The 23,744-nt window shown below is 70.1% G+C and carries 24 protein-coding genes; 8 read left to right on the plus strand and 16 right to left on the minus strand.

What is annotated here, in order from left to right; genetic code table 11:
• Positions 1-9 precede the first annotated feature (9 nt).
• The 4 genes from alr to J4573_RS34450 all read right to left on the minus strand — a co-directional run bounded on the left by alr (position 10) and on the right by J4573_RS34450 (position 3,949).
• A complete protein-coding gene (gene alr, locus J4573_RS34435) occupies positions 10-1,137 on the minus strand; it encodes an alanine racemase (RefSeq protein WP_208260111.1) in 1,128 nt (375 codons plus the stop codon).
• Between the two features lie 207 nt (positions 1,138-1,344).
• The gene (locus J4573_RS34440) at positions 1,345-2,808 is read right to left on the minus strand and encodes an NAD(P)H-hydrate dehydratase (RefSeq protein WP_208260112.1); all 1,464 of its coding nucleotides are present in this window, start codon (positions 2,806-2,808) and stop codon (positions 1,345-1,347) included.
• Positions 2,805-3,167 (minus strand): holo-ACP synthase, encoded by a 363-nt coding sequence (locus tag J4573_RS34445; protein ID WP_208260114.1) that lies wholly within the window; start codon positions 3,165-3,167, stop codon positions 2,805-2,807. The genes J4573_RS34440 and J4573_RS34445 overlap by 4 nt, the downstream gene beginning before the upstream one ends.
• 137 nt (positions 3,168-3,304) lie before the next feature.
• Positions 3,305-3,949: a hypothetical protein gene (locus tag J4573_RS34450; protein ID WP_208260115.1), complete on the minus strand. Its 645-nt coding sequence runs from the start codon at positions 3,947-3,949 to the stop codon at positions 3,305-3,307.
• 424 nt (positions 3,950-4,373) lie between these two features.
• Here J4573_RS34450 and J4573_RS34455 point away from each other — a divergent pair, with 424 nt between their 5' ends.
• The 3 genes from J4573_RS34455 (at position 4,374) to J4573_RS34465 (ending at position 6,114) form a co-directional block, all read left to right on the plus strand.
• The gene (locus J4573_RS34455; protein WP_208260116.1) at positions 4,374-5,249 is read left to right on the plus strand and encodes a helix-turn-helix domain-containing protein; all 876 of its coding nucleotides are present in this window, start codon (positions 4,374-4,376) and stop codon (positions 5,247-5,249) included.
• A 185-nt stretch (positions 5,250-5,434) separates the two neighbouring features.
• Entirely contained in the window at positions 5,435-5,635 is a 201-nt protein-coding gene (locus tag J4573_RS34460) for a DUF397 domain-containing protein (RefSeq protein WP_208260118.1), read from the plus strand.
• 251 nt (positions 5,636-5,886) lie between these two features.
• Complete coding sequence (locus J4573_RS34465) at positions 5,887-6,114, plus strand: DUF397 domain-containing protein (RefSeq protein ID WP_208260119.1); 228 nt, start codon at positions 5,887-5,889, stop codon at positions 6,112-6,114.
• Here J4573_RS34465 and J4573_RS56775 read toward each other — a convergent pair.
• From J4573_RS56775 to glmS, 4 genes are all read right to left on the minus strand, one after another.
• On the minus strand, positions 6,071-6,736 hold the full coding sequence (locus J4573_RS56775; protein WP_372442950.1) for a DUF6082 family protein: 666 nt from the start codon (positions 6,734-6,736) through the stop codon (positions 6,071-6,073). The genes J4573_RS34465 and J4573_RS56775 overlap by 44 nt on opposite strands.
• Positions 6,737-6,892: 156 nt before the next feature.
• Positions 6,893-7,858, minus strand: a complete 966-nt coding sequence (locus J4573_RS34475; RefSeq protein ID WP_208260122.1) for an ABC transporter permease — start codon at positions 7,856-7,858, stop codon at positions 6,893-6,895.
• A gap of 15 nt (positions 7,859-7,873) precedes the next feature.
• Positions 7,874-8,812, minus strand: a complete 939-nt coding sequence (locus tag J4573_RS34480; protein ID WP_208260123.1) for an ABC transporter ATP-binding protein — start codon at positions 8,810-8,812, stop codon at positions 7,874-7,876.
• A gap of 116 nt (positions 8,813-8,928) precedes the next feature.
• Entirely contained in the window at positions 8,929-10,776 is a 1,848-nt protein-coding gene (gene glmS, locus J4573_RS34485) for a glutamine--fructose-6-phosphate transaminase (isomerizing) (RefSeq protein WP_208260124.1), read from the minus strand.
• 123 nt (positions 10,777-10,899) lie between these two features.
• Between glmS and coaA the strand changes: the two genes are divergently transcribed.
• Both coaA and J4573_RS34495 read left to right on the plus strand, forming a co-directional pair.
• Entirely contained in the window at positions 10,900-11,838 is a 939-nt protein-coding gene (gene coaA, locus J4573_RS34490) for a type I pantothenate kinase (protein WP_208260125.1), read from the plus strand.
• A gap of 92 nt (positions 11,839-11,930) precedes the next feature.
• On the plus strand, positions 11,931-13,676 hold the full coding sequence (locus tag J4573_RS34495) for an RNA polymerase sigma factor (protein WP_208260126.1): 1,746 nt from the start codon (positions 11,931-11,933) through the stop codon (positions 13,674-13,676).
• A gap of 3 nt (positions 13,677-13,679) precedes the next feature.
• Here the strand turns inward: J4573_RS34495 and J4573_RS34500 are convergent, their stop codons facing one another.
• Genes J4573_RS34500 through J4573_RS34520 form a run of 5 tightly spaced genes read right to left on the minus strand, consistent with a single transcriptional unit; the run spans position 13,680 to position 18,279 of the window.
• Complete coding sequence (locus J4573_RS34500; RefSeq protein ID WP_208260127.1) at positions 13,680-14,396, minus strand: ABC transporter permease; 717 nt, start codon at positions 14,394-14,396, stop codon at positions 13,680-13,682.
• Entirely contained in the window at positions 14,393-15,304 is a 912-nt protein-coding gene (locus tag J4573_RS34505; RefSeq protein WP_208260129.1) for an ABC transporter ATP-binding protein, read from the minus strand. Before J4573_RS34505 ends, J4573_RS34500 begins: the two co-directional genes overlap by 4 nt.
• A complete protein-coding gene (locus tag J4573_RS34510) occupies positions 15,301-16,182 on the minus strand; it encodes an ABC transporter permease (RefSeq protein ID WP_208260130.1) in 882 nt (293 codons plus the stop codon). The genes J4573_RS34505 and J4573_RS34510 overlap by 4 nt, the downstream gene beginning before the upstream one ends.
• Positions 16,179-17,282, minus strand: a complete 1,104-nt coding sequence (locus tag J4573_RS55575; protein WP_208260132.1) for an ABC transporter ATP-binding protein — start codon at positions 17,280-17,282, stop codon at positions 16,179-16,181. The genes J4573_RS34510 and J4573_RS55575 overlap by 4 nt, the downstream gene beginning before the upstream one ends.
• 40 nt (positions 17,283-17,322) lie before the next feature.
• The gene (locus tag J4573_RS34520; RefSeq protein ID WP_208260133.1) at positions 17,323-18,279 is read right to left on the minus strand and encodes a DUF389 domain-containing protein; all 957 of its coding nucleotides are present in this window, start codon (positions 18,277-18,279) and stop codon (positions 17,323-17,325) included.
• A gap of 140 nt (positions 18,280-18,419) precedes the next feature.
• Here J4573_RS34520 and J4573_RS34525 point away from each other — a divergent pair, with 140 nt between their 5' ends.
• Positions 18,420-19,088, plus strand: coding sequence for an HNH endonuclease family protein (locus J4573_RS34525; RefSeq protein WP_243773995.1), 669 nt, complete (start codon positions 18,420-18,422; stop codon positions 19,086-19,088).
• A 19-nt stretch (positions 19,089-19,107) separates the two neighbouring features.
• Positions 19,108-19,455, plus strand: coding sequence for a hypothetical protein (locus J4573_RS34530; protein ID WP_243773996.1), 348 nt, complete (start codon positions 19,108-19,110; stop codon positions 19,453-19,455).
• Between the two features lie 39 nt (positions 19,456-19,494).
• On the opposite strand, the gene glmM is transcribed toward J4573_RS34530, so the two are convergent.
• The 3 genes from glmM to rplM all read right to left on the minus strand — a co-directional run bounded on the left by glmM (position 19,495) and on the right by rplM (position 22,186).
• Entirely contained in the window at positions 19,495-20,838 is a 1,344-nt protein-coding gene (gene glmM / locus J4573_RS34535) for a phosphoglucosamine mutase (RefSeq protein WP_208260134.1), read from the minus strand.
• A 221-nt stretch (positions 20,839-21,059) separates the two neighbouring features.
• Positions 21,060-21,578, minus strand: a complete 519-nt coding sequence (rpsI, locus tag J4573_RS34540; protein ID WP_208260135.1) for a 30S ribosomal protein S9 — start codon at positions 21,576-21,578, stop codon at positions 21,060-21,062.
• A 155-nt stretch (positions 21,579-21,733) separates the two neighbouring features.
• Positions 21,734-22,186: a 50S ribosomal protein L13 gene (rplM, locus tag J4573_RS34545; RefSeq protein ID WP_208260136.1), complete on the minus strand. Its 453-nt coding sequence runs from the start codon at positions 22,184-22,186 to the stop codon at positions 21,734-21,736.
• Positions 22,187-22,538: 352 nt separating this feature from the next.
• Between rplM and J4573_RS34550 the strand changes: the two genes are divergently transcribed.
• Positions 22,539-23,708 (plus strand): CAP domain-containing protein, encoded by a 1,170-nt coding sequence (locus tag J4573_RS34550; RefSeq protein ID WP_208260137.1) that lies wholly within the window; start codon positions 22,539-22,541, stop codon positions 23,706-23,708.
• Positions 23,709-23,744: the final 36 nt, after the last annotated feature.

Genomic DNA, 23,744 nt, shown 5'->3' on the forward strand with positions numbered 1-23,744 from the left:
GGTCGCCCCCTACGACGGACCGCCTGCGTACATTCGCGGAACCCGGGATCCGATCCGGGTGACGATCTCATACGAGATCGTGCCGAGCGCGTCCGCCCACTCCTGAGCGGTCGGCTCGCCGCGGTCTCCCGGGCCGAACAGCACGATCTCGTCCCCCTCGGACAGGCTGTCGTCGCCCAGGTCGATCACGAACTGGTCCATGCACACCCGCCCGGCGATCCGGCGGCGTCGCCCGCCCGCCAGCACCTCCAGCAGGTTGGATCCGTGCCGCGGCACCCCGTCCCCGTAACCCGCCGGGACCAGCGCGAGCGTGGTCTCGCGTTCGGTGACGTAGGTGTGGCCGTACGAGACGCCGCTGCCCGCCGGGACCCGCTTGACCATCGCGGCGTCGGCGGTGAGCGTCATCGCGGGCCGGAGCCCGAACGTGCCGAGCTGCGGCATCGGCGTGAGGCCGTACATCGCGATGCCCGGCCGTACGAGATCGAACCTGGCCTCGGGCAGCGTGAGGATCGCGGCCGAGTTGGACAGGTGCCGCACCTCGGGCCGCACCCCGGCGCCCTCGGCCAGCGCCACGAAGTCGTTGAACGCCGAGAGCTGGCCCGCGATCGACGGGTGGCCCGGCTCGTCGGCGCACGCGAAGTGCGAGTAGAGCCCCACGACGTTCAGGTGCCCGGCGGTCTCGGCCTTGCGCGCCGCGTCCACCAGCGGCTGCCACTCGTCCGGCGCCGCGCCGCCCCGCGACATCCCGGTGTCGGCCTTGAGGTGAAGCCTGGCCGGGCGTCCGGCCCGTTCCGCCGCGGCGGCGATCTCCTCGACCATCCGGGGCGTGCCCGCGGTCAGGTCGATCCCCAGCGTGACGGCCTGGTCGTACGGCTCGCCCGGCACGCTCACGCACACCAGCAAGGGCACGCCGACGACCCCGGCGCGCCGCAGTTCCACGGCCTCGGCGAGCTTGGCCACGCCGAGCCAGGTCGCCCCGCCCGCGATCGCGGCACGGGCGGCCGGGACCAGGCCGTGCCCATAGGCCTCGGCCTTCACCATGGCCATGACCTCGGTGCCACCGGCCCGCTCCCGCAGCAGCGAGACGTTGTGGCTGATGGCGTCGAGGTCGATCCGTGCCAGTGCTGGACTTCTCATGGTTACCTTGCTTGCTTGGCTTTCGCGGCCTCGGGCCCTCGCCTGGCGGCTCGGACCCGAACCGCGAAGCGGCGAGCGCGACACGGCTTCGCCGTCTTCGCGAGGAGCTTCGCCTGCGGCTCGCTCCCCGCTCAGGTTGCGCGCTCGCGTGCGTGGTCGGGTTTTACCTGTCTCACATCCATTGGACGTGCGGGCCCCAGCCTAAGTTCAGCCTAGCGACCGAAAGGCCTGGGGCAGGGCGCTTACGACGTCGTAGGCGCTGATCGGCGACTCGCCCTCCGACCCGAACGGCCCGGCGGACGCGATCCGCGCGGCGAGCCCGTGCAGATAGGCCCCGGCCGCCGCCGCGTCGATAGCCGCCATCCCACCCGCCAGCAAGGCCCCGATGAGCCCGGACAGCACGTCACCGGTCCCGGCCGTCGCCAGCCGCGGCGTGCCGGTCGGATTCACCCGTACGGGCCGGGCCTCCTCGGCGATCAGCGTCGTCGAGCCCTTGAGCAGCACGGTCGCCGACAGCTCCGCCGCTGCCCGCCGTACGTACTCCAGGCGCCGCGCCTCGATCAGTTCACGTTCGGCACCGATCAGCCGGGACAGTTCCCCCGCGTGCGGAGTCAGCACGGTCGGCGCCTCCCGCCGCAGCAGGTCACGCCGCCGAGCCAGCACCGTCAGCCCGTCCGCGTCAACCAGCACCGGCAGATCGGTCCCCAGCACCGACTCCAGCAGAGCCTCGGCCTCGGCGCCCGTTCCGAGCCCAGGCCCGACGACCCACGCCTGGACCCGCCCGACCTGCTCGACGACCTTCGGACCCGGCTCAACGACGGCCGTGACGGCCTCCGGCCACCGCTGCCGTACGACCTCCACCGCATGCGGCACCGACGCGAACCGAACCATCCCCGCACCGCCGTGCACCGCGCCGCCCGTGCTCAGAACGGCCGCGCCGGTGAACTCCTCGCTGCCCGCAAGGATCCCCACGACCCCGCGCCGGTACTTGTCGGACTCGGCCCCGGGCTCAGGCGGCCGAATGTCAGCAGGCCAGGGGGCAACAACATCCGGATCCGGCAGATCCGCACCCAACCCGATATCGACCAACTCCACGACCCCGCACCGCGAAGCCCCCGGATCGATCAGCAGGCCGGGCTTGTGCGTGCCGAACGTGACCGTCACATCGGCCTGAACGGCAACCCCCTCGACCTGTCCAGATCCCGCATCGACACCACTCGGCACATCACAGGCGACCACGATCCCCGTGGACTCCGACGCCCTGGCGGCAAGCCCCGCATAAGGCTCCCGCAGCGCCCCCGTTCCACCGATCCCGGTCAGTCCGTCAACAATGAGATCGGCTTTATCAAGCACCTCAGGATCGCTCTCAAGCCGTCCCCCCGCCGCCCGAAGCGCCGCGAGCCCGCCCTCATGAATCCGAGACCCCGCCTGAACGGCGACAACCCGAGCGCCCCGCCTGGCAAGCCGCGCACCCGCATAAAGCGCGTCTCCACCGTTGTCCCCACCACCGACCAAGAGCACAACCTCGGCCCCATAGACCCCCGGCAGCAGCCGAACACAAACAGCGGCCAGCCCGGCCGCCGCCCGCTGCATCAAGGTCCCCTCAGGCAGGCGCGCCATCAGGGCCTCCTCCGCGGCCCGGACCTTGCCCACCTCGTGCGCGTACCTCATCCCAGCTCCCCAGACTCGGCGATGACAACGGCCGTCGCGATCCCACCGTCATGGCTCAGCGACACATGCCAGCGATCGACCCCGCGTTCCTCGGCCGCCGCCGCGACGGTCCCCGTCACCTTCAGCACGGGCCGCCCCCGCTCGCCCCGCTGCACTTCGGCATCGGTCCACAACAACCCGCGCGGCGCCCCGAGGGCCTTGGCCAGCGCCTCCTTGGCCGCGAACCGAGCCGCCAGCGACCGCGGCAGCATCCCCCGCTCCACCTCGGTGAACAACCGATCCCGCAAGCCCGGCGTCCGCTCCAGCGCCCGCTCGAACCGCGCGATGTCGACCACGTCGATCCCCACACCCACGATCACGCCCCCACCCTGCCACGCCCACCCGCCGGCGTTCAGTAGTGACGCCGACCAGTGAGCCACCCGACGGCAGGAGAACTCAGCGGCCCGGGACTCCTAAACCCCCGGAATCCCGGACCCGGCATCAGGGCATCAGGGCATCAGGCTGCCGAGTGATCGGCTTCAGGGCTGAAACGACGGAGGGCCCGCGCGGAGGCCAAAGGCTCGCAAGCACGCAGTTCCATCGCCTCGGTGGGGATGTGGAGCCAGCCCTGACGGCGCTGGCCGGCCACATGAAGGCGCACGTCGGGCTGGTAGGTGGCCATGGAGATGCCGTCGTACTCGTGCTTGACGACGGTCTCGAAGATCTCCTTCGAAACGACCAGGACGAGCGGAGCGGTGACTCCTTGGAGCGCCTTCTTGACGGGACGGGCGTCCAGCAGGCGGCAGGCCACGTCGATGGCCTCACCGAAGTAGCCGTGACGGTCGTGGTGGATCTCGCCCGCGTGAACGACGGCCCGCAGGCGCAGGCCCCGGCGAGGCCACTCGTCCGGAGGCAGGCCGAGGTTGTACTCCACCAGGAGACGGGACAGCTCGGGGATGAATCGGCTCAGCAGGTAGGTCTTGGGGACGTGGTCGCTGGGATGGATCAGCGCGAGCACCCCGTCTCCGCGGTCTTCGAACGGGTCACACTGGCGCGTTCCGATTCCGGCGCAGGCCATGGCCTGTTCGAGCATTCGGTAGAGGTGGCCGCGCAGCTCGCCCTTGATGGGATTGGTACGGAGCGGGCTAGTCGATCTCTCCATATCGACGGCGAGGATGCTTCGGTGCAGGGGAAGATTGTCCACCGGACCCCTCCATTTCTCCCGGCGGGTGAGCCGAGATGATCAATTGGGGGTGGCCCTGCGAGGCTCCGTTGCGGTCGCGGGCCCTGCTGCCGCGCCGGTGCCAGCCGCCGGCGCGATCGTAGGGGGATCGGCGCTCGATCACGCTTGTGGCCTGGTCAACGTCCGACCGTGGCGGTCGTTGTCTAGTGTCGGCCGCTTTATCTGATTGTGGTCAAATGCAGGTTGCTGTGCAAGTTACAGTGTCATGTACGGTGAAGGATTCCCCTCAGTCGTACAATCAATCAACGCGCGGTCCTGCGTCGCCAGGCTCAATCTCGCCACGGCGCCGCGGATCGCACGGGTCGAGAACAGAGCACCCCGTCGGGCGGGAGAGGCCGCAGCCATGAGCGCATCGCCACGTCCCTCGGTTCGCCAGCGCCGGCTCGCCGCCGAGCTGCGCCGGCTCCGCGAGGATCTGGACCTCACCGGAGACGACGTCGCGGCACGGCTCGAATGGAGCACGGCCAAGGTCAGCCGCATCGAGAACGCCCGCACCGGGGCACGGCTGGCCGACGTCCGCCGCATGCTGGATCTCTACGAGGTCAACGGCCCGCACCGCGAGGAACTCGTCGAGCTCGCCAAGGACGCCGCGGAGAAGCGCTGGTGGGAGGACTACCCGTCCATCGGGTCCGGGTACGCCCAGCTGATCGCCCTCGAGGCCGACGCCAGCAAGGCCCTGTGCTGGGAGAACCTCGTGATCCCAGGCCTGCTCCAGACCGAGGCCTACGCCCGCTCCGTGATCCGGGGCTGGCAGGTCGTCGACACCTTGACGCCACAGGAGATCGAACGGCGCATCGAGGTCCGGATGCGGCGCCAGCAGGTGGTGCACCGCCAGACCCGCCCCCTCGAGCTCGGAGTCGTCCTTGACGAAGCCGTTCTGAAGCGCAGAATCGGGGACCCGGAAGTGATGATCGAACAGGTCGAGCACCTGCACCGGATCTCCACCGCACCGCACATTCAGATTCAAATAATGCCACTGAACAATCCGCACCGAATTCTGGGCGGCTCGTTCACCTTGCTGGAGTTCCCCCCGCTCTATGACACTCCATTCCCGGACACCGTTCACACCGAAAGCCTGACACTGCATTATCTGGAAAACGAACGCGAGACGAACATGTATCGTCTCGCACATGACCAAATGGGCCAGGACTCCCTTTCACCTGACGAGTCCAGGCTCCTCCTCGAAGAAATTCGCGATTGGTGGCGCCGCAGCAGCTGAGAAAAACGGCCAGACGCGGGCGCGCCCCCTGGCACGCCCGCGGCGTGGGCGATGGTAAAGTCCGGCGCGAAGTGTGACTGAGCCACTCCCGCTTTCACGGCCTTAACGCCGTTGTGGGTTCTTAGGGCATCCGCCTGCGCGCTCAAAATCGGACACCGAACCATGGAGGACCCAAGGTGCCACCCTTGGCGACGAAATCCGTCATCTGGCGGAAAAGTACACAGTGCGGCGGAAGCGCGACATGCGTTGAAGTAGGGGTGCTCGAGGACGGCCTGATCGGCACGCGCGACACCAAAGATGGCACCAACGGGCCGGTACTACGGTTCGAAGCCAAGACTTGGCGTTCGTTCATCACGAACATCAAGAGCGGCGATTTCGACCTTTAATCGCTGAGCACACGGCACACCGAGAAAGGGGCGCCCGTCTCAAAGATCATCGACGGGCGCTCTGCCACTTTGAATCTTCGTTCCACACCGCCGACCGGCCGGGCAAGTGGCGGCCCACCGATCTAGGCGGCGAACGCGCTCCGTAACCTCCGACAAGGTCGCTCGGCGCGTCAATATTTTGCCTTAGCGATGGGTAGAACCAGCTTGGCAATGACGCCTGTCCACGTCCGCCGACCCATCGAGGAGGTGGGATGCGCGCTGAGCAGGCATCCCCGAGTCCATGGATCAAGAGCCGGCACTGCGGCGCCAGCAACACCTGCGTGGAGGTACGCCGGCTGTCCGGCGACACGATCGCGATCCGTGGAGAGCATCAGGCCGGTGATCCTCCGGCCATCGTTCTCACCCAGCGTGACTGGCACTCCCTGATCAGAGAGATCAAGACCGGCGCCCTCGACTCCGGACACCACTCGTCCGGTTGATCAGGCGCCCGCCGACGACCGCCAGTCCCGCCCCCAGGCCCACCGCTCCAAGTAGCGACGCAGACCAGCGAAGCGAGCCGCCCGGGAGGGCGGCCGCACTGCTGTCCGGCCGAGCTCGCAGCGGCCCCGAAGCGACCGCGGCCGCGTACTCCTCATCGAAGATCTCATTGAACCGCCGAGCTCGACTGCCGTCCGCACGGTCGATACGTGTCATCCCGTGCAGCTCCCAGTACCTTCGGCCTGGTTCGGCGCCGAATATCTCGTTCCGGGCCAGCTCGTGAACTTCACTCTCGTAGATGTCCCCGAACACCCACCTCATTTGCCACCAGTTCAGCAGCAGGTTCAGGAAGATGCCCTGCCGCAGCTCAATGTCAGTCATATCGCCCGCCCCTATGCACTCCCTGTAAACGGGCTCATCCAGAACCATCTTCATGAGTTCGGCATGAGTCGTTCTGGCGGCCTGTTCGCGCGATTGCCGCAGCTCACGCGTCTGGAAAAAGAGAGAGAAGCCCAGAGCAACGAGCGCACCGGCAGAGAGGACCGCCGCAATCGCACCATACGTCTGGCCTACATCACTGAGCAGACGCCAGTCGATCGACCACTTGAGCAAGAAGGAGCGCATCGCGAAGGGTGACACCAGCACCCCGATGATGGTCGCCAACAGGAGCAGAGCCAGTGCGAGGATTCGCAGTCCACGCACGGATACAAGAAATCCTCGCACCGATCCTCCACAGTGGCGTTCTTTCTTGATGCGGAACCGCTGCCTGCGCCAAATACTTTAGGCGACGCGAATGCCCTTGGGGAGGTGGTGGGCGGGAATGGTGAGGCGTCGCCGGGTGAGCCAGACGGCGCCGCCGGCGAGGGCCAGATTGAAGCCCATGCCGTAGGGCCAGACGGCGGCGCCGAATCCGTCGGTGTCGTCGCCGTGATGGCCGGTGCGGATGTGGCGTACGTCGCGGCCCAGATCGCCCAGGGGGTCCGTCGGTTCGCTGCGGTATTCGTCGGGGCCCACGGGGCGTTTGGGGACGCGTGGGCTGGCGTCGGCGAGGACGACCACCGGGTTGGGCGCCAGGAGCCACCAGACGCGTTCGCTGTGGCTCTTGTTGTAGCTGTAGTCGCCGCCGTGGACCTTCTCGGCGGTGAGCGGGAGGGCGAGGTTGTAGACGATCGGAGTGAGCGCGAGGAGAGCGAAGACGGTGAGGTAGGACATCATCATCGAGGTGATGCTGCGGGCCAGGATGGCCGACCAGCCTTGGGCCATCGCGCAGATGATGCCGATCTGCAGGGCCACGACGGCGACGACGACCAGGGCTCTGCCGGGGCCGATCGCGCCCTCGATGACCGGGATGAGCGCGGCGGGCAGGGCGAGGCCCAGGATCACCAGGCCGGTCCCCCAGGCGGCGGCGAGCTTGCCGAACGCGATGTCGCCCGCGGTGAGGCGGGTGACCTGGAGGGTGGCGAGGGTGCCACGTTCACGGTCGCCGTTGATCGACTGGGCGCTGAGGACCGGGACCACCAGGAGGGTGAGCACCAGGACCGCCAGCAGCAGGGCGCCGAACATGATGACGCCGTTGTCGTTCTCCCCGGTGTAGGGACCGGCCGTTCCGTCCAGGGACACCCGGAACATGATCCCGAGCGCGTTCACCACCAGGCACCAGGTGGCCAGCAGGATCTTCCAGCGACCCGTACGCAGCCGGGTCCGGACCTCCTGCCCGGCCACCAGTCCGATTCCGTGCAGGGTCATGGCGTCGACCTCCCCTTACCGCCGGCTCTCTGTCATGGCCAGGTACGCCGACTCCAGCGCGCTCCCGACCGGGCCGTACGCGACGACCCGCACCCCTTCGGCGACCAGCTCGGCGAGCAGGCCGGCCGCCTGTTCCTCGGTGAGCGGACCGACCTCGGCGCCGCCGGACAGGTCGCTGACCAGGCCGAAGCCGGGCCGCACCCGCAGGCTCTCGACCAGCCCGGACGGGTCCAGCGCCCGGATCCGCCAGCGCGCCCCGCCCAGGCCCGCGGGCCCGGCGGAGGTGAGGTCGGTCATGCGGTGCTCGCCCGCGCTGCGGCCGTGGTCGACCATGGCGACCCGGTCGGCGATCTCCTCCAGCTCGCTCAGGATGTGGCTGGACACCAGCACGGCGACGCCGTCGGCGGCCAGGGAGCGCAGGAGGTCGCGCAACTCGATCCGGGAACGCGGGTCGAGGCCGGAGGCGGGCTCGTCCAGCAGGAGCACCCGAGGCTTGTGGATGAGCGCCCGCGCCAGCCCCAGCCGCTGCTTCTGCCCCCGCGACAGCGCATGAACGGGCCGTACGGCCGTCTCCTCGAGGCGCACGAGCGACAGCAGCGCCCGGACGCGGCGCCCCTTCTCATCGCGCGGCAGCCTGTAGGCGTCGGCGAAGAACTCCAGGTACTCGTGGACCTTCAGCTGGTCGTACACGCCGAACGTGTCCGGCATCCAGCCGAGCGAGCTCCGCACCTGCTCGGGGTGGGTGCTCAGGTCGTACCCGGCGATCCGGACCTGGCCGGTGTCGGGGGCCAGCAGCGTCGCCAGGATGAGCATCAGGGTGGTCTTGCCCGCCCCGTTCGGCCCGACCAGCGCGGTGACCTGCCCGTACGGAACGGTCAGCTCCAGCCCCCGCAGCGCCTGCACGGCGCCGAAGCTCCGCGTGACGCCGTGTGCCTCGACTCCGAGCTCGTCCACCCGCCACCTCCAGCGCCCTCGGGCTTCACCTAAGGACGCGGAAGGGCGAGCGGGCGGTTCCGTCCGTTACTCGACCGTGACGGATCGGGCGGACCCGGCGAGCCGGGCGACTGGGCCTATTCGACCGTGACGGACTTGGCGAGGTTGCGGGGCTGGTCGACGTCGTGGCCCTTGGCGGTGGCCAGTTCGCACGCGAACACCTGCAGCGGAACGGTGGTCACCAGGGGCTGCAGCAGCGTCGGTACGGCGGGGACGCTGATCAGGGTGTCGGCGTACGGGGCGACGGAGGTGTCGCCGTCCTCGGCGATCACGATGGTGCGGGCGCCGCGGGCGCGGATCTCCTGGATGTTGGAGACGATCTTGTCGTGCAGGACGTCACGGGCGCGCGGCGGGACGACCACGATGACCGGCAGGCCCTCCTCGATCAGCGCGATCGGGCCGTGCTTCAGCTCACCGGCGGCGAAGCCCTCGGCGTGCATGTACGCCAGTTCCTTGAGCTTCAGCGCGCCCTCCAGCGCCACCGGGAAGCCCACGTGGCGGCCGAGGAACAGCACACTCTTCTCGCCCGCCAGCGACCGGGCCAGCTCGCGCACCGGCTCCATGGTCTCCAGGACCTTCTCCACCTTCTCCGGCATCGCCGCGAGCAGCTGGACCATGGCGAAGACCTCGTCGCCCCACTTGGTCCCGCGGACCTGGGCCAGGTAGAGCGCGATCAGGTAGACCGCGACGAGCTGGGTGAGGAACGCCTTGGTGGAGGCGACCGCGATCTCCGGCCCGGCGTGGGTGTAGAGCACGCCGTCGCACTCGCGCGGCAGCGTGGAGCCGTTCACGTTGCAGATGCCGAGCAGCTTGGCGTGCTGCTCGCGGGCGTGCCGGACGGCCATCAGCGCGTCCATCGTCTCGCCCGACTGGGAGATCGCGATCACCAGCGTGGTGCGGCTGAGGATCGGGTCCCGGTAGCGGAACTCGCTGGCCAGCTCGACCTCGCAGGGCAGCCCGGCCCAGTGCTCGATGGCGTACTTGGCGATCAGGCCCGCGTGGTACGACGTGCCGCACGCCACGATGATGATCTTGTCGACCTCGCGGAGCTCCTCGTCGGTGATCCGCATCTCGTCGAGGGTGAGGCGCCCGTCGGTGCCGATCCGGCCGAGGAGGGTGTCGGCGACCGCCCGCGGCTGCTCGGCGATCTCCTTCAGCATGAAGTAGTCGTAGCCGCCCTTCTCGGCGGCCGACACGTCCCAGTCGACGTGGTACTCCTTGACCTCGGCGGGCTTGCCGTCGAAGTCGGTGACCGTCACGCCGTCCCGGCGCAGCTCCACGACCTGGTCCTGGCCGAGCTCCATGGCGTTGCGGGTGTGCGCGATGAACGCGGAGACGTCGCTGGCCAGGAAGTTCTCGCCCTCGCCGAGCCCGACCACCAGCGGCGAGTTGCGGCGGGCGCCCACGACCGTGTCGGGGTCCCCGGCCTCCATCGCCACCAGCGTGAACGCGCCCTCCAGGCGGCGGCAGACCCGCCGCAGCGCCTCGGGCAGCGCGGCGCCGTCCTTGATCTCCTCCTCCAGGAGGTGCGCCACGGCCTCGGTGTCGGTGTCGGACACCAGCTCGTGGCCCCGCTCCTCCAGCTCGGCACGCAGGGCGGCGAAGTTCTCGATGATCCCGTTGTGGATCACCGCGACGGTGCCGCCGCAGCCGGTGTGGGGGTGGGCGTTGCGGTCGTTCGGCGCCCCGTGCGTCGCCCAGCGGGTGTGCCCCATGCCGAGCGTGCTGCCCGCCGGTGGAGGCTCCTCCGCCAGGGCGTTGCGCAGGTTGACCAGCTTGCCCGCGCGTTTGGCCGTCGCCAGCTCGCCGTCCGCTAGCAGGGCCACCCCGGCCGAGTCGTAGCCGCGGTATTCCAGCCGCGCCAGGCCGTCGACCACGACGTCCACCGCCGGCTTCGAACCGACGTAACCCACGATTCCACACATGGCGGCAAGCCTATTAGCTCCCGTGACCCGGGACCTACCTGCAAGCGTCGTAGGCGGGTGGCTATAGCGTTGACGCTCAGCAAACTCCCAGAAACGACTGCACCACTGGTTACTGTTCACCCCATGACGAGCGGATGGGACAGCGTGCCGAGCCCTTATGTGGAACTCTCGCGCGACGCCTGGCGGGCGCTCCGCGAGAACACCCCGCTGCCCCTGACGCACGGGGAACTGGACGCCCTGCGCGGCCTCAAGGACCCGATCGACATCACCGAGGTCGAAGAGGTCTACCTGCCGCTTTCGCGGCTGCTGAACCTCTTCTTCCTCTCCGACGGGGGCCTGCGGGACACCGTCAGCGGGTTCCTGGGCGAGCCCGTCCAGCCGACCCCGTTCATCATCGGCGTGGCGGGCAGCGTCGCGGTCGGCAAGTCCACCACGTCCCGCCTGCTGCGGACCCTGCTGGCGCGCTGGCCCGAGCACCCGAGCGTGGAGCTGGTCACCACCGACAGCTTCCTGCACCCGAACGCCGTCCTGGCCGAACGCGGGATCATGGACCGCAAGGGCTTCCCGGAGTCCTACGACCGCCGGGCGTTGGTCCGCTTCGTCTCGGAGATCAAGGCGGGGGCGGAGGAGGTGTCCATCCCGATCTACTCCCACCTGGAGTACGACATCGTCCCCGGGGCCCGCCAGACCGTCCGCCGCCCCGACATCCTGATCGTCGAGGGTCTGAACGTCCTCCAGGCCCCGCCCGCCGGCTCCCTCGGCGTGTCGGACTTCTTCGACTTCTCGATCTACGTGGACGCCCGGGTCGAGGACATCCGCCAGTGGTACGTGGAGCGCCTGTTCGCCCTGCGCCGCACCGCGTTCGCCGACCCCCGCTCCTACTTCCACAAGTACGCCCAGCTCGACGAGGACGAGGCCGCCGCGTTCGCCCAGCGCGTCTGGCGGGACGTCAACGAGATCAACCTGGTCTCCAACATCCTCCCGACCCGCGCCCGCGCCACCCTGGTCCTCCACAAGGGCCGCGACCACGCCGTAGAGAAGATGCGCCTCCGCCGCATCTGAGGCCGCCGTTCAGAACGTTCACGCACCTGATCGATCCCGTGCCGTTATCCGGCGCGTTCACAATCGAGTCAGGCAGCGTGGAGGTGAGCTCGGTGCGAGCGGCCGTCCTGATGACCATGCGACGCCAGTACGCCGATCTCGTGCGGCTGGCCTATCTGGCGCTGGACGATGGCCGCACCCCCGCCGCCGACCTCCTGACGACCGCTCGCCATGCCGTACGCCAGGCGGCCCGCGCCACCAACTCCCCCGCGTACGCCCGCCTGCGGCACCGGCTGATCGTCGACATCCTCACCACCGCGCCCCGCCACCGCCCAGGCCCGCTGTTCTTCGAGCCCGCGCCCGACGAGCCCGGCCCCGTACGCGAGCAGGTCAGGCGCCTCTCCCACCACGAACGCCTGGTCTACCTCCTCTGCCGCCTGGAGGACCTCACCGCCCCCGAGGCCGCCGCCGAACTGGCCGACCACCTCCTGGTGAACGCGTGGGACGTCGACCGCACGCTCCAGGACATCGACGCCGCCACCGACCTGGACGCACAAGCCCAGCGCGCCGAACTCCGCGCCTTCGACCCGACCCTCGTACGGCTCCGCCCGCCGCCGGCCCTCTCCAGGCGCGGCCGGACGGCCATCGTCCTTGCGATCGTGGCTGTAGCGATCGTGAGCTTCCTCTCGTACGGCCGCTACACCACCAGCGGCAAGGCAGGCGACCCGGTCACCGTCGCCGCCAACGTCTGGCGCCGCGGCTACGCCCCGTCCCTCAATGACTGGCCGACCCAGGGCGCCCAGCGCGGCGACCGCGCCCTCCTCCGCCGCGCCGCCCAGGCCTGGCGCAACGACCGCCGCGACCCGCCGCTCGGCCCGGTCTCGATCATGTACGCGGGGAACGTCGACGACGCCACCGTCGTGATCATGCACGACGCCCCCGGCACCCGCGACAGCCCGATGGTCGCCCAGTACTTCGAACGCCGCCTCTCCCGCGGCGTGGAGTCGATCCGCGGCCTCGGCATCGACAGCGGCCAGTTCATCATGATCGGCACCACCTGGCGTTACCTCGTGCCGCCCTGGATCAGCGACATCTCCGCCGCGCTGCCCCTGCTCTCCAAGCCGTACTGGCACCCGGTCGGCGTCCGCGACGGCGTCACCGACCGGCTGCCCTGGCGCTGGTTCGACCCCGACTGCCAGACGTACATGGTCTTCCAGATGCAGTACCGCCCGGCCCCGCTCCCGCCGCGCAAGATCACCCTGTTCGCCAGCCCCACCCCCGAGTCCGGCACCCCGCTGATCTGGTTCCGCGACCCCGACCCGCACCGCGAGGGCACCGGCTTCACCGGCGAACCAGGCCAGTGGGCCACCATCCGCGCGGTCGCCTGCGAGTCCGTGACGTCCCTCAGCGACGTCGGCGACCTGCGCGTGGGCCGCCTCTGGTCCGGCGACCTCCCCGACGACGGCGGCCGCGCGACCCTCACCTCGATCGACGTCTCCGTCCCCTGGGGAACGACCGGGACCGCGTTCCTCATCGGCGAGGACGGCCGCGTCCTCACCGGCGGCGGCACCACCAACAGCGACTACGCCTCGGCCGCCGACGCCATAGCGGGCACGGTCTGGTGGCGTTCATCCTCCCGCTGGCACGTCATCGCCGCCGCGGGCCCCGGCATCGCCGCCCTCAAGGTCGTCGGCGAGCTGGGCGAACAGGAAGCCCGCCGCCGCGACGGCTCCGGCACCCTCCTGATCGCGACGGGCCCCTCCGTCCACGGCAAGAGCCCCCAGCTCACCCGCCTCCCGGTCGTCCGCGTGATCGTCTACGAACCCGACGGCGACCGCACCCTCATCGACCCGGGCTGACGATCACTCGGCGCTGGCGACCGAGAGGCTGCGGAGGCGCATCGAGGCGAACGAGGCGCCCAAAGCCGTCACCAGGACCAGGAGACCGATGGCCACGGGGAGGTCGACCGTGGACTTGACCGGGCTGGCCTCGGTGAGGGCGTCGGTGACCGAGAGGGCCCACTGCTGCACGGACGCGGACTTGGCGCCCGGGGCGAAGTTGCCGAGCAGGATCTCCCAGACCAGGACGTACAGCAGGCCGATCGCGACGGCGTTCCTGCTGACGACGGCCAGGGCGACGAAGATGGCGCTGTAGGTGGCCCCGCCGACGAGGACGCCGATGGTGAATGCCGAGGTGATCTGCGCGGTGTTGCCCGCCATGATGATCCCGGTCAGCAGCACGGGGATCACCGCGAACAGGATCACCAGCACGTAGGCGACCGCGAGCTTGGTCATCACGATGACCGGGCGCGGGATCGGCTTGGTCAGGATGTACATGATCTGGCCGTCGTCGATCTCGGGCCCGATCACGCCGGTCCCGGCGATCAGGGCCAGCAGCGGCAGCAGCGTCGCCAGCCCGAAGCGCTGCAGGACGTTCGCCGAGGTGTCCAGGTCGTGGTAGTCGGTGATGCGCAGCGCGGCGGCCAGCACCAGCAGGATGAGCGGCAGGCCGAGCAGCAGGAGCGCGCGCCGCCGCCCGAGCATGGCCCGGAACGTGATCATCGCGATGGTCGGGTTCATTTGGCCACCAGGTAGGAGAAGACGCTCTCGAGGCTCTCGTCGGCCGGGGAGACCTCGAAGAGGCGGACCTTGGAGTCGCGGGCCACCTGCGGGAGCAGCCAGGTGAAGCGCTGGAAGTCGGTCGCCTCGATCTTCAGGCCCTTGTCGGTCAGCTGCACGCTGCCGGCCGAGCCGTCGGCGATGATCGCGGCGGCGAGCTTGCGGTCGTCGGTGGAACGGACGAGGAAGAGGTGGGGGCGGTCGGTCATCAGGCGGCGGATCTCGCGGAAGTCGCCGGAGGCGGCGTGGCGGCCCGCGACGATGACCTCGATCTGGCTGGCCAGGCGCTCGACCTCTTCGAGGATGTGCGAGCTGAACAGGATCGTGCGGCCCTCGGCTGCCATCTGCCGGATGAGGTCCATCAGCTGGAGGCGCTGGCGCGGGTCCATGCCGTTGAACGGCTCGTCCAGGAGGAGCACGGGCGGGTCGTGGACCAGGGCGGAGGCCATCTTGATGCGCTGCTTCATGCCCTTGGAGTAGTTGCCGATCGTGCGGTCCTGGGCGTACTCCATCTCGACGGCGGCGATGGCGCGCTTGGCGGCGGCGTTCGGGTCGGGCAGCTTGTGGAGCTTGGCCATGGCGAGGATGAACTGCTCGCCGGTCAGAAAGTCGTAGGCCGTCTCGCGCTCGGGGACCAGGCCGAGCTTGCGGTAGATCTCGGGGTTCTGCCAGAGGGGCTCGCCGTCGAGGGTGGCGGTGCCGGAGGAGGGCGCCAGGAAGCCGCCCATCATGTGGATGAGGGTCGACTTGCCGGCGCCGTTCGGGCCGAGGAGGCCCGTGACGCCGGGGCCGATGTTCATCGAGACCCCGTTGACCGCGACGACGTTGCCGTACCAGCGGGACACGTTCTCCAGCTGCAGGACGCTCACGACAGACCCGCCTTCCGGAACCTGCGGTAGAGGACGGCGGTCGCGCCGAGCACGATGACCGCGCAGAACGCCAGCGCCACGATGCCGCCGACGACGCCGGACGGGGCGGCGGGCGAGGACAGCTCCGCGCCGAGCAGCCGCACCTGCACGATGTCGACGAGGTTGAACGGTGAGAACAGCCCGGCCCAGCCGGAGAGCGTGAAGTTGTTCGCCTGGTTCTCGGCGATGCCCTGCACGATCGCGACGACGGTGGTGCTCAGCATGTAGACGGCGATGACCGCTGCGACGCCGAGGCCGCGGCGGGGGGTGAACGCGGCGACGACCAGGCCGATCGCGGACAGGACGAGTGCGTAGATGACGCAGCCGACCAGGGCGCCGAGGTAGTGCAGCAGCTGCTTTCCGGAGTCGGGCACCTTGGAGACCAGGCCGCCGACGTACAGGACCGTGATCGGCACGGCGAGCAGCGCGAAGAGCGCGCTCGCCATCGCGCCGAGCTTGGCGAGCACGAAGTCCAGGTGGTCGACCGGCCGGGAGAAGTAGAGCGGCACGACGTGGAAGCGGATCTCGCGGGACGCCAGCACCGGGGCCTGCGCCGCCAGGAAGATCGCGACGATCACCTGCAGCAGGTTGGCGTACGAGGAGTAGCGGATCAGCGCGTCGGGCTGCTTGGCGATCCCGACGGCGGCCACGCTGCCCGCCGCGGGCACCAGCATGATGGCCGCGACCAGGAACGGCATCACCTTGGCGCGGGCGGGCCTGCCCAGGCCGTACGCGGCGCGCAGGTTGTGCACGAAGAGGGAGCGCAGGACGTACGCGCGTCCCTGCCGCCGCCCCTCGTAGTGGCGGTAGCCGATGTCGTGGATGGTGCTCGTGCTCATGACTGCGCCCCTCCCTGCGGTCCCGGGGCCGGCGGCCCGGCGGGAGGTGGCCCGGCGGGTGGTCCGGCGGGTGGTCCGGCGGGTGGGCCTGCGGGCATCGCGCCTGGCGGCTGGCCTGCGAACGATGGTCCGGCGGGCATCGCGCCGGGGGGCTGGTCCGCGAAGGGCGGTCCGGGCGGCATGCCCGGGGGCGGCGGGCCCGCGGGGGCGGCGGCGAAGACCTCTTCGATGTGGTGGCGGCGCTGTTCCAGGCGGATCAGCCTCAGCTCCAGCTCGGCGACGCCGTCGCGGATGAGGTCGTAGGTCGCCTCGTCGGCGATGTCGACGACCAGGAAGCGGCCCTCGGGGCGTACGGAGACGCCCTGGTCGAACAGCTTCTGCCCGAGCAGGTCGCGGCCCTCGTCGACCTCGACGGTCAGCACGCCGCTGGCCTCGGTGTAGGCCTCGACGGCCTGCGAGCGCAGCAGCTTGCCGCCGTCGATGATGACGACGTGGTCGCAGACCCGTTCCAGCTCGCCGAGCAGGTGGGAGGTGACCAGCACGCTGATGCCGAACTCGGCGCCGATGCGGCGGATGAGGTCGAGCATCTCGTCGCGGCCGGCCGGGTCCAGGCCGTTGGTCGGCTCGTCCAGGAAGACCAGCTGCGGGTCGTGCACGAGCGCCTGGGCCAGCTTGACCCGCTGCTTCATGCCGGTCGAGTAGCCGCCGATGGGCCGGTAGCGCTCCTCGTACAGCCCGACGTGCCGCAGGGTGTCGGCGGCGCGCTCGCGGGCGGCGGTCGGCGGCAGCCCGCACATGCGGGCCATGTGCACGACGAACTCGGTGGCGGAGACGTCCGGCGGGAGGCAGTCGTACTCGGGCATGAACCCGACGCTCTCGCGGATCCGCAGGCCCTCGCGGGCGATGTCGAGGCCGAGCACGGTGGCCCGGCCCGTCGTGGGGGGTTGCAGGCCCAGGAGGATCTTGATGAGGGTCGACTTGCCGGCGCCGTTGGCGCCGACCAGGCCGACGACCCCGGGCTCCACGGACACCGAGAGGTCGTCCAGGGCGGTCACCCTGGGGAACCTCATCGTCAGCCCCTCGGTGGCGATGATCGGCATACCTCGAACCTAGTGGCTGGCGGGCTTGAACACCTCACCCTCAGGTTCTAGGCCTGAGGGCTACCCTCCCCCTCCTGCGGAGTACGGCCTTCCACACCGCCCGTTGTACGAGCAGGGTCACGACGCCCGCGATGAGCATGCCCGCGATGTTCACCGCGAGCTGCAGCAGCGACCCGCGGATCTCGTCGGTGTAGCCGAGCGCGAGCGCGACGGCCAGGTTGCCCGCGGCCGGAACGGTCGTCACCGAGATGAAGACGCCGACCAGCGGCGAGGACTTGGCGGCGGTCAGCGACAGCACGCCGGCGACCCCGGCCAGCAGCGCGACGATGAACGACCAGCGGTCCGGGCTGTAGATGAACGCGGTGAGCGGGCGCGGCTTGTCGAGCATCCCCGGCTCGATCACGCCGATCCACTCGCTGACCTCGGCGCACACGTAGGTGATGACGATGGCGATGGTGAAGCCGACGACCAGGTTGCGCGCGGCGGTCCAGATGAGGCGCCCGCGCCCCAGCATGAGGCCGAAACAGATGGCGGCGATCGCGGCGAACTCCGGGCCGAGCACCATCGCGCCGATCACCAGGATCGGCGAGTCGATGAGCGCCGCGATGCCCGCCAGCTGGGTGGCGAGCGCGAGGAACGCCAGGAACGCCCAGGACAGCCGGGAGTCGTCCTCGACCCGGCGTTCGAGCTCCTCCCACACCACCGCGTCGTCGCCGTAGCCGGGCGCGGCCTCCTCGGCGCGGTCGGCCGAGGCCGACAGCGACAGGTCGAGCTGCTCGAACGAGATCGCGCCGTCCTGGTCGACGCGCAGGTCCTGCAGCGCCTCGATGACCTCGTTCGCCGCCTCCCGCGCCACGTCGCTCATGACCACGTCGCCCTCCGGCTCGCGCGCGGCGCCCGGGATCACGACCACGTTGGTGGCCCCGGCGCAGTCGGCGAGGGCGGCGCAGACCTGGTCGGTACGGTCGGCCGGGACGATCGCTCTAAGGTGCAGCACCCTGCTCATGCTGCCGTAACCAGCGCGTTAAGGCGCGTCGCCGTTCCCCGCGGCGGTCAGGCCACTAATGTGTGGCCGTTTGCGCGCGACAAAGCGGGCATATGGCATCAGTCCAACAGAACGAACAGAACGGTGGCGGCATGAGAGCGCGCGACGGCGGAACCGGCATCCTCACTGTCTCGCTCCTGATGGCGCTCACGGGCTGCTCGGGCAGCGTGAGCCTCGGCGACACCAGCTCCTCACCCGAACCGCCCTCCCACGGCAGGCAGAACGCGTCCGGCGCACGCAAGGACCTCTCCGGCCTGCGCATCGCCTCCGAGGGCAGCGGCAGCGGCTACGCCCGCGACAAGTTCGGGCAACGCTGGAAGGACACCGACCACAACGGCTGCGACCAGCGCAACGACGTGCTCGCGCGCGACATGAAGCCGGTCGACAAGAAGGGGTCGTGCATCGTGCTCTCCGGGCACCTGAACGACCCGTACACCGGCAAGAAGATCGACTTCACCAAATCCGACGCGTCCGAGGTGCAGATCGACCACGTCTACCCGCTCGCGCTCGCCTGGCGGATGGGCGCCGCGCACTGGGGCGAGGACCGGCGCGAGCAGTTCGCCAACGACCACGACAACCTGCTCGCGGTGTGGGGCGTGCCCAACCGCCAGAAGAGCGACAAGGGCCCGAGCGAGTGGAAGCCGCAGAAGTCGTTCCAGTGCACCTACGGCATCAAGTACGTCGCCATCGCCAAGGAGTACTCCCTGCCGGTGACCCGTTCCGACCACGACGCGCTCCAGGACTTCCTGAAGCAATGCTGATCAGCCTTAGGGTGGCTGGATGAGCAGCAGCGACGAGAACGAGCACTCCGTGCAGGGGAACGGTCAGGTCCGCCCGGACACGGTCGCGGAGGAGGCCGACCTCCCCCGCGTCCGTACCGAACGCGGGGTCGGCGCCCGCGCGACCGGCGCCGAGGTGACCGGGGCCTCGGCCACCGGCTTCACGCTCCGCTTCGGGAACGCCTTCGGCTCGGTGGCCCTCGGCTCCATGGCCCTCGGCGCGATCGCGATCGGCGCCATCGGCATCGGCAAGCTGGTCGTCAAGAAGGCGATCGTGGACCACCTCGAGGCGGGCACCGTCGAGATCAAGCACCTCAAGGTCGGCCGCCTGGACATCCTGGAGGACTAGCGCCCTCCGCCGGTACGCCCGCCGATATGCCCTCAGCCGTCAGCCCAGGGCGGTGCGGACGACCTCGGAGAGGCGTTCGGCGACGGCCTGGGCCTGCTCCTGCTCGGCGGCCTCGACCATCACGCGGACCATCGGCTCGGTGCCGCTCGGGCGGATGAGGACGCGGCCGGTGTCGCCGAGCTCGGCCTCGGCGGCCTGGATGGCGCCGGCCAGCTCCGGCGAGGTCTTCGCGCGCGCCTTATCCACGCCCGTGACGTTGATCAGCACCTGCGGCAGCCGGGTCATCACCTTGGCGAGCTCGTCCAGCGGGCGGCCGCGGCGGGCCATGGCGGCCAGCAGGTGCAGGCCGGTCAGCACGCCGTCGCCCGTGGTGGCGTGGTCGAGCATGATGACGTGGCCCGACTGCTCGCCGCCGAAGTTGAAGCCGCGCTCCTTCATGGCCTCCAGCACGTAACGGTCACCGACGGCGGTCTCGACGACCTCGATGCCGGTCCCCTTCATGGCGAGCTTGAAGCCCAGGTTGGACATCACGGTCGCGACGACCGTGCCGGCGGCCAGCCGGCCGGACTCGCGCAGGTCGGTGGCCAGGATCGCCATGATCTGGTCACCGTCCACCACCTCACCGGCGGCGGTCACGGCCAGGCAGCGGTCCGCGTCGCCGTCGTTGGCGATGCCCGCGTCCGCGCTGTGCTCGCGTACGGCCGCCTGGAGCGCCTCAAGGTGCGTCGAGCCGCAGCCGGAGTTGATGTTGAGCCCGTCCGGCGCGGTGCCGATCGTGATCACCTCGGCGCCCGCGCGGCGCAGCGCCTCGGGGGCGACGTCGGAGGACGCGCCGTTGGCGCAGTCGATCACGACGCGCAGCCCGTCCAGCGAGATCGGCAGCGTGGAGATCAGGTGCGCCACGTACTGCTCGACGGCGCCGTGGGCGTCGCGGACGCGGCCCACCCCGGCGCCGGTCGGCGGCTCCCACTCGGTCCCCAGGCTCGCCTCGATGCGGTCCTCGATCTCGTCCGGCAGCTTGTAGCCGCTGCGGTCGAAGAACTTGATCCCGTTGTCGGGCGCCGGGTTGTGCGAGGCCGACAGCATCACACCGAGGTCGGCGTCCAGCGCGTGCGTGAGGTAGGCCACGGCCGGAGTCGGCAGCACGCCGAGGCGCAGCACGTCCACGCCCGCGCTCGCCAGCCCGGCCACCACCGCGGCCTCGAGGAACTCGCCGGAGGCGCGCGGGTCACGCCCGACGACCGCCACCGGCCGGTGGCCGCGGAAGGCCCCCGCCTCGCCCAGCACCCGCGCGGCGGCGACGGACAGGTCCATCGCCAGCGGTGCGGTCAGATCGCGGTTGGCCAACCCGCGTACGCCATCGGTCCCGAAAAGACGACCCACAGTTCAACTCCCAGAAGGCACGTGCCGTGCGGGCCGGGGCAGGGCCCGCGTTCTGTCGGTTTACTCGCGCGGTGTGGGCGTGGACGCGCTCTCGCTCCGCATCCGGGCCGTTCCGCGCGGTCAAATCTAATGCGGAAAGGCCGGTAAAACGCGAACGAGCCGCCGCACCCGCGTTCGACCGACCATGGGGATCGCGGGGTGCGACGGCTCGTACCGTCCGATCAGCGCTTGCTGTACTGCGGCGCCTTGCGGGCCTTCTTCAGACCGGCCTTCTTGCGCTCCGGCACCCGCGCGTCACGGGTGAGGAAGCCGGCCTTCTTGAGCGCCGGGCGGTGCTCGATGTTGGCGAACTGCAGCGCCCGGGAGATGCCGAGGCGCAGCGCACCGGCCTGGCCGGTGGTGCCGCCGCCGCCGACGCGGCAGATCACGTCGAACTGGTTCTCCAGGCCCAGCAGGACGAACGGCTCGTTGACCGTCTGCTGCTGCACCTTGTTGGGGAAGTACTGGTCGAGCGAGCGGCCGTTGATGGTCCACTTGCCGGTGCCCGGGATGATCCGGACTCGGGCGATGGCCTGCTTGCGGCGGCCGGTGCCGGCGGCCGGGCCGGTCGCGACGGGCTGGGCGAGAAGGCCCTCACCCGCGACCTCCGGGCTCTCGGTGGTGTACTCCGAGGGGGCGTCCTCGTACGAGTCGAGTTCGACGCCCTCGGCGGGCGTCTCGACGCCGGTGGACTCGGTCACGGTTCTCCTTGGTGTTCTAGCCAGGGCGGCTGGCCCGATCCCGTTGATCGGGTGCCCCGGCGGCCACGTCCTGCTGGTCGTTCAGATCGTGCTGCTGCTGATCCTGCGGCCCGCAGCTCGTGCGGGTCCGCTGGTCGAGCGGGTCCGCGCCAGGACTACTTCTTGATCTGGCTGACCTGGGTGATCTCGAACGGGATCGGCTTCTGCGCCTGGTGCGGGTGCTCCGGACCGGCGTAGACCTTCACCTTGCCGAACATCTTCCGGCCGAGGGAGTTCTTGGGAAGCATGCCCTTGATGGCCTTCTCCACCGCCCGCTCGGGGTGCTTCTCCATGAGGTCGCCGTAAGCGACCGAGCGGAGACCACCCGGGTAGCCGGAGTGCCGGTAGGCGCGCTTCTGCTCGAGCTTGTTGCCCGAGAGCGCGACCTTGTCGGCGTTCACGATGACGACGAAGTCACCGGTGTCCAGGTGCGGCGCGTAGATGGGCTTGTGCTTCCCCCGCAGCAGCTGAGCGACCTGACTGGCGAGACGGCCGAGCACGACATCGGTCGCGTCGATGACGTACCACTGACGCTGGACGTCAGCGGGCTTAGGGGTGTACGTGCGCACGGTCGTAGGCCTTCGTTCCTTGTCGACTTCTGAGCGGAATTCCTGCTCGCGCCGATCAGACGAATGATCCGAGGCGGCGCTCCGGGAGGCCGGGGCCCGAAACAGCGTTCAGTACGCAGGGCACACCGACAGATACAACGAACTGGCAGGATACCCAGCCCGAAGGGCATGGGTCAAAGCGGTCCGTTGCGGCAGTCTCCCAGCCACTCTCCAGTATGCCCCATCCGATCCGATGCCGGGGCCGTCCGCGCCGCACGCACCCGTCCAACCCCTCTGCCGACCGGCATTTTCATTGCCTCCGCAACCGTTTCGGCCCCAAATGACCGGAACTCGATCAACGGCCGGTCCTAATGTGAGGATCAAGGGACTTGAGGGGCTTATAGGGATAAGGTGCGGCCGACCCGGTACCCCCGCGCCGGCTCCGTTTCGCCGGCCACCCCCTTGGGAGCCCCCGCTGCCTACCCCCCGTCGCGATCCTGAGCGCGCCTCCGGCCGATCGGCCGGGCGACGCCGCGCCAGGGGCCGCACCCCGCAACGCAGCAACAGCACCCAGAACAGCACCACGGCCGACTTCCGGGCCGAGGCCCCACTGGGCTACGGCCGCTACCGCTACACCAACGGATCCAACGACCGCGGCTATGGCGGCCGCCCCACCACCAGCGGTCCAGGCGGTCGTCCTTCTGGCGGGCCTCACGGAAGGCCTACTGGAAACGGCCCCTATGGAAGAGGCCGTGGCCCGGATCGCGGCAAGGGCGCGCCGCGCCGCCGCAATCCGTTCAAGACCGCCCTCGCCACCACCGCCGTCGTCGGCGCGTCCGGCCTGGCGGTCGTCACCGGCATAGCGCTCGACCGCCTCGTTCTGCCCCAGCTGCGGTCGGAGTCGGCCGCCGCGACCGGCCCTGCCCCGCGGGCCGAGACGCCGCAGACCGCCGCGCAGTCCAGCGCCCCGATCACGCCGGGCCCCGACACCGGCCGGCAGCCCCGTACGACCGGCGGCGACCAGCCCCCGCCCAGGACCGGCGGCCGTACGCCACCGCTCAAGCCGCTGCACGGACCGGGCGCGCCTCCCGAAGACCCGTCCGACTCCCCGACCCCCGGCGCCACCGACCAGCCGGGCGACGGCAGCGACACCACGCCCGGCTCGACGGCGCCCGAGACCCTTGTGGCGGACCTCACCAACCAGGAACGCGCCAAAGCGGGCTGCAAGCCGTTGAAGATCGACCAGCGCCTGGTCAAGGCCGCGCGGGCCCACTCGGTCGACATGGCCCTGCACGACTACTTCGACCACACCTCGCTGAACGGGGACAGCCCCTGGAAGCGCATGGAGGACGCCGGTTACCCGAGCCCGGGCGCGGAGAACATCGCCAAGGGCTACGCGACCGCCGCGGACGTCGTGGACGGCTGGATGAAGAGCCCGGGGCACCGCGCCAACATCCTCAACTGCGAGCTCCGCGCGATCGGCGTCGGCATGCGTTCCGGCGCCGGTGGCCCATGGTGGACGCAGGACTTCGGCTGGAAGTGAGCCTTCCGTAGCGGTGGCCAGCGAGCTTGCCGAAAC

This window comes from Actinomadura barringtoniae (genome assembly GCF_017573505.1).
In the GTDB taxonomy this organism is placed as follows: domain Bacteria; phylum Actinomycetota; class Actinomycetes; order Streptosporangiales; family Streptosporangiaceae; genus Spirillospora; species Spirillospora barringtoniae.

Bases quoted from the DNA above. Each gene is read 5' to 3' on its own strand.
- alr (WP_208260111.1), bottom strand. From the start codon at position 1,137: ATGAGAAGTCCAGCACTGGCACGGATCGACCTCGACGCCATCAGCCAC.
- J4573_RS34440 (WP_208260112.1), bottom strand. From the start codon at position 2,808: ATGAGGTACGCGCACGAGGTGGGCAAGGTCCGGGCCGCGGAGGAGGCC.
- J4573_RS34450 (WP_208260115.1), bottom strand. From the start codon at position 3,949: ATGGAGAGATCGACTAGCCCGCTCCGTACCAATCCCATCAAGGGCGAG.
- J4573_RS34455 (WP_208260116.1), top strand. From the start codon at position 4,374: ATGAGCGCATCGCCACGTCCCTCGGTTCGCCAGCGCCGGCTCGCCGCC.
- J4573_RS34465 (WP_208260119.1), top strand. From the start codon at position 5,887: ATGCGCGCTGAGCAGGCATCCCCGAGTCCATGGATCAAGAGCCGGCAC.
- J4573_RS56775 (WP_372442950.1), bottom strand. From the start codon at position 6,736: ATGCGCTCCTTCTTGCTCAAGTGGTCGATCGACTGGCGTCTGCTCAGT.
- J4573_RS34475 (WP_208260122.1), bottom strand. From the start codon at position 7,858: ATGACCCTGCACGGAATCGGACTGGTGGCCGGGCAGGAGGTCCGGACC.
- glmS (WP_208260124.1), bottom strand. From the start codon at position 10,776: ATGTGTGGAATCGTGGGTTACGTCGGTTCGAAGCCGGCGGTGGACGTC.
- coaA (WP_208260125.1), top strand. From the start codon at position 10,900: ATGACGAGCGGATGGGACAGCGTGCCGAGCCCTTATGTGGAACTCTCG.
- J4573_RS34500 (WP_208260127.1), bottom strand. From the start codon at position 14,396: ATGAACCCGACCATCGCGATGATCACGTTCCGGGCCATGCTCGGGCGG.
- J4573_RS34510 (WP_208260130.1), bottom strand. From the start codon at position 16,182: ATGAGCACGAGCACCATCCACGACATCGGCTACCGCCACTACGAGGGG.
- J4573_RS55575 (WP_208260132.1), bottom strand. From the start codon at position 17,282: ATGCCGATCATCGCCACCGAGGGGCTGACGATGAGGTTCCCCAGGGTG.
- J4573_RS34525 (WP_243773995.1), top strand. From the start codon at position 18,420: ATGAGAGCGCGCGACGGCGGAACCGGCATCCTCACTGTCTCGCTCCTG.
- J4573_RS34530 (WP_243773996.1), top strand. From the start codon at position 19,108: ATGAGCAGCAGCGACGAGAACGAGCACTCCGTGCAGGGGAACGGTCAG.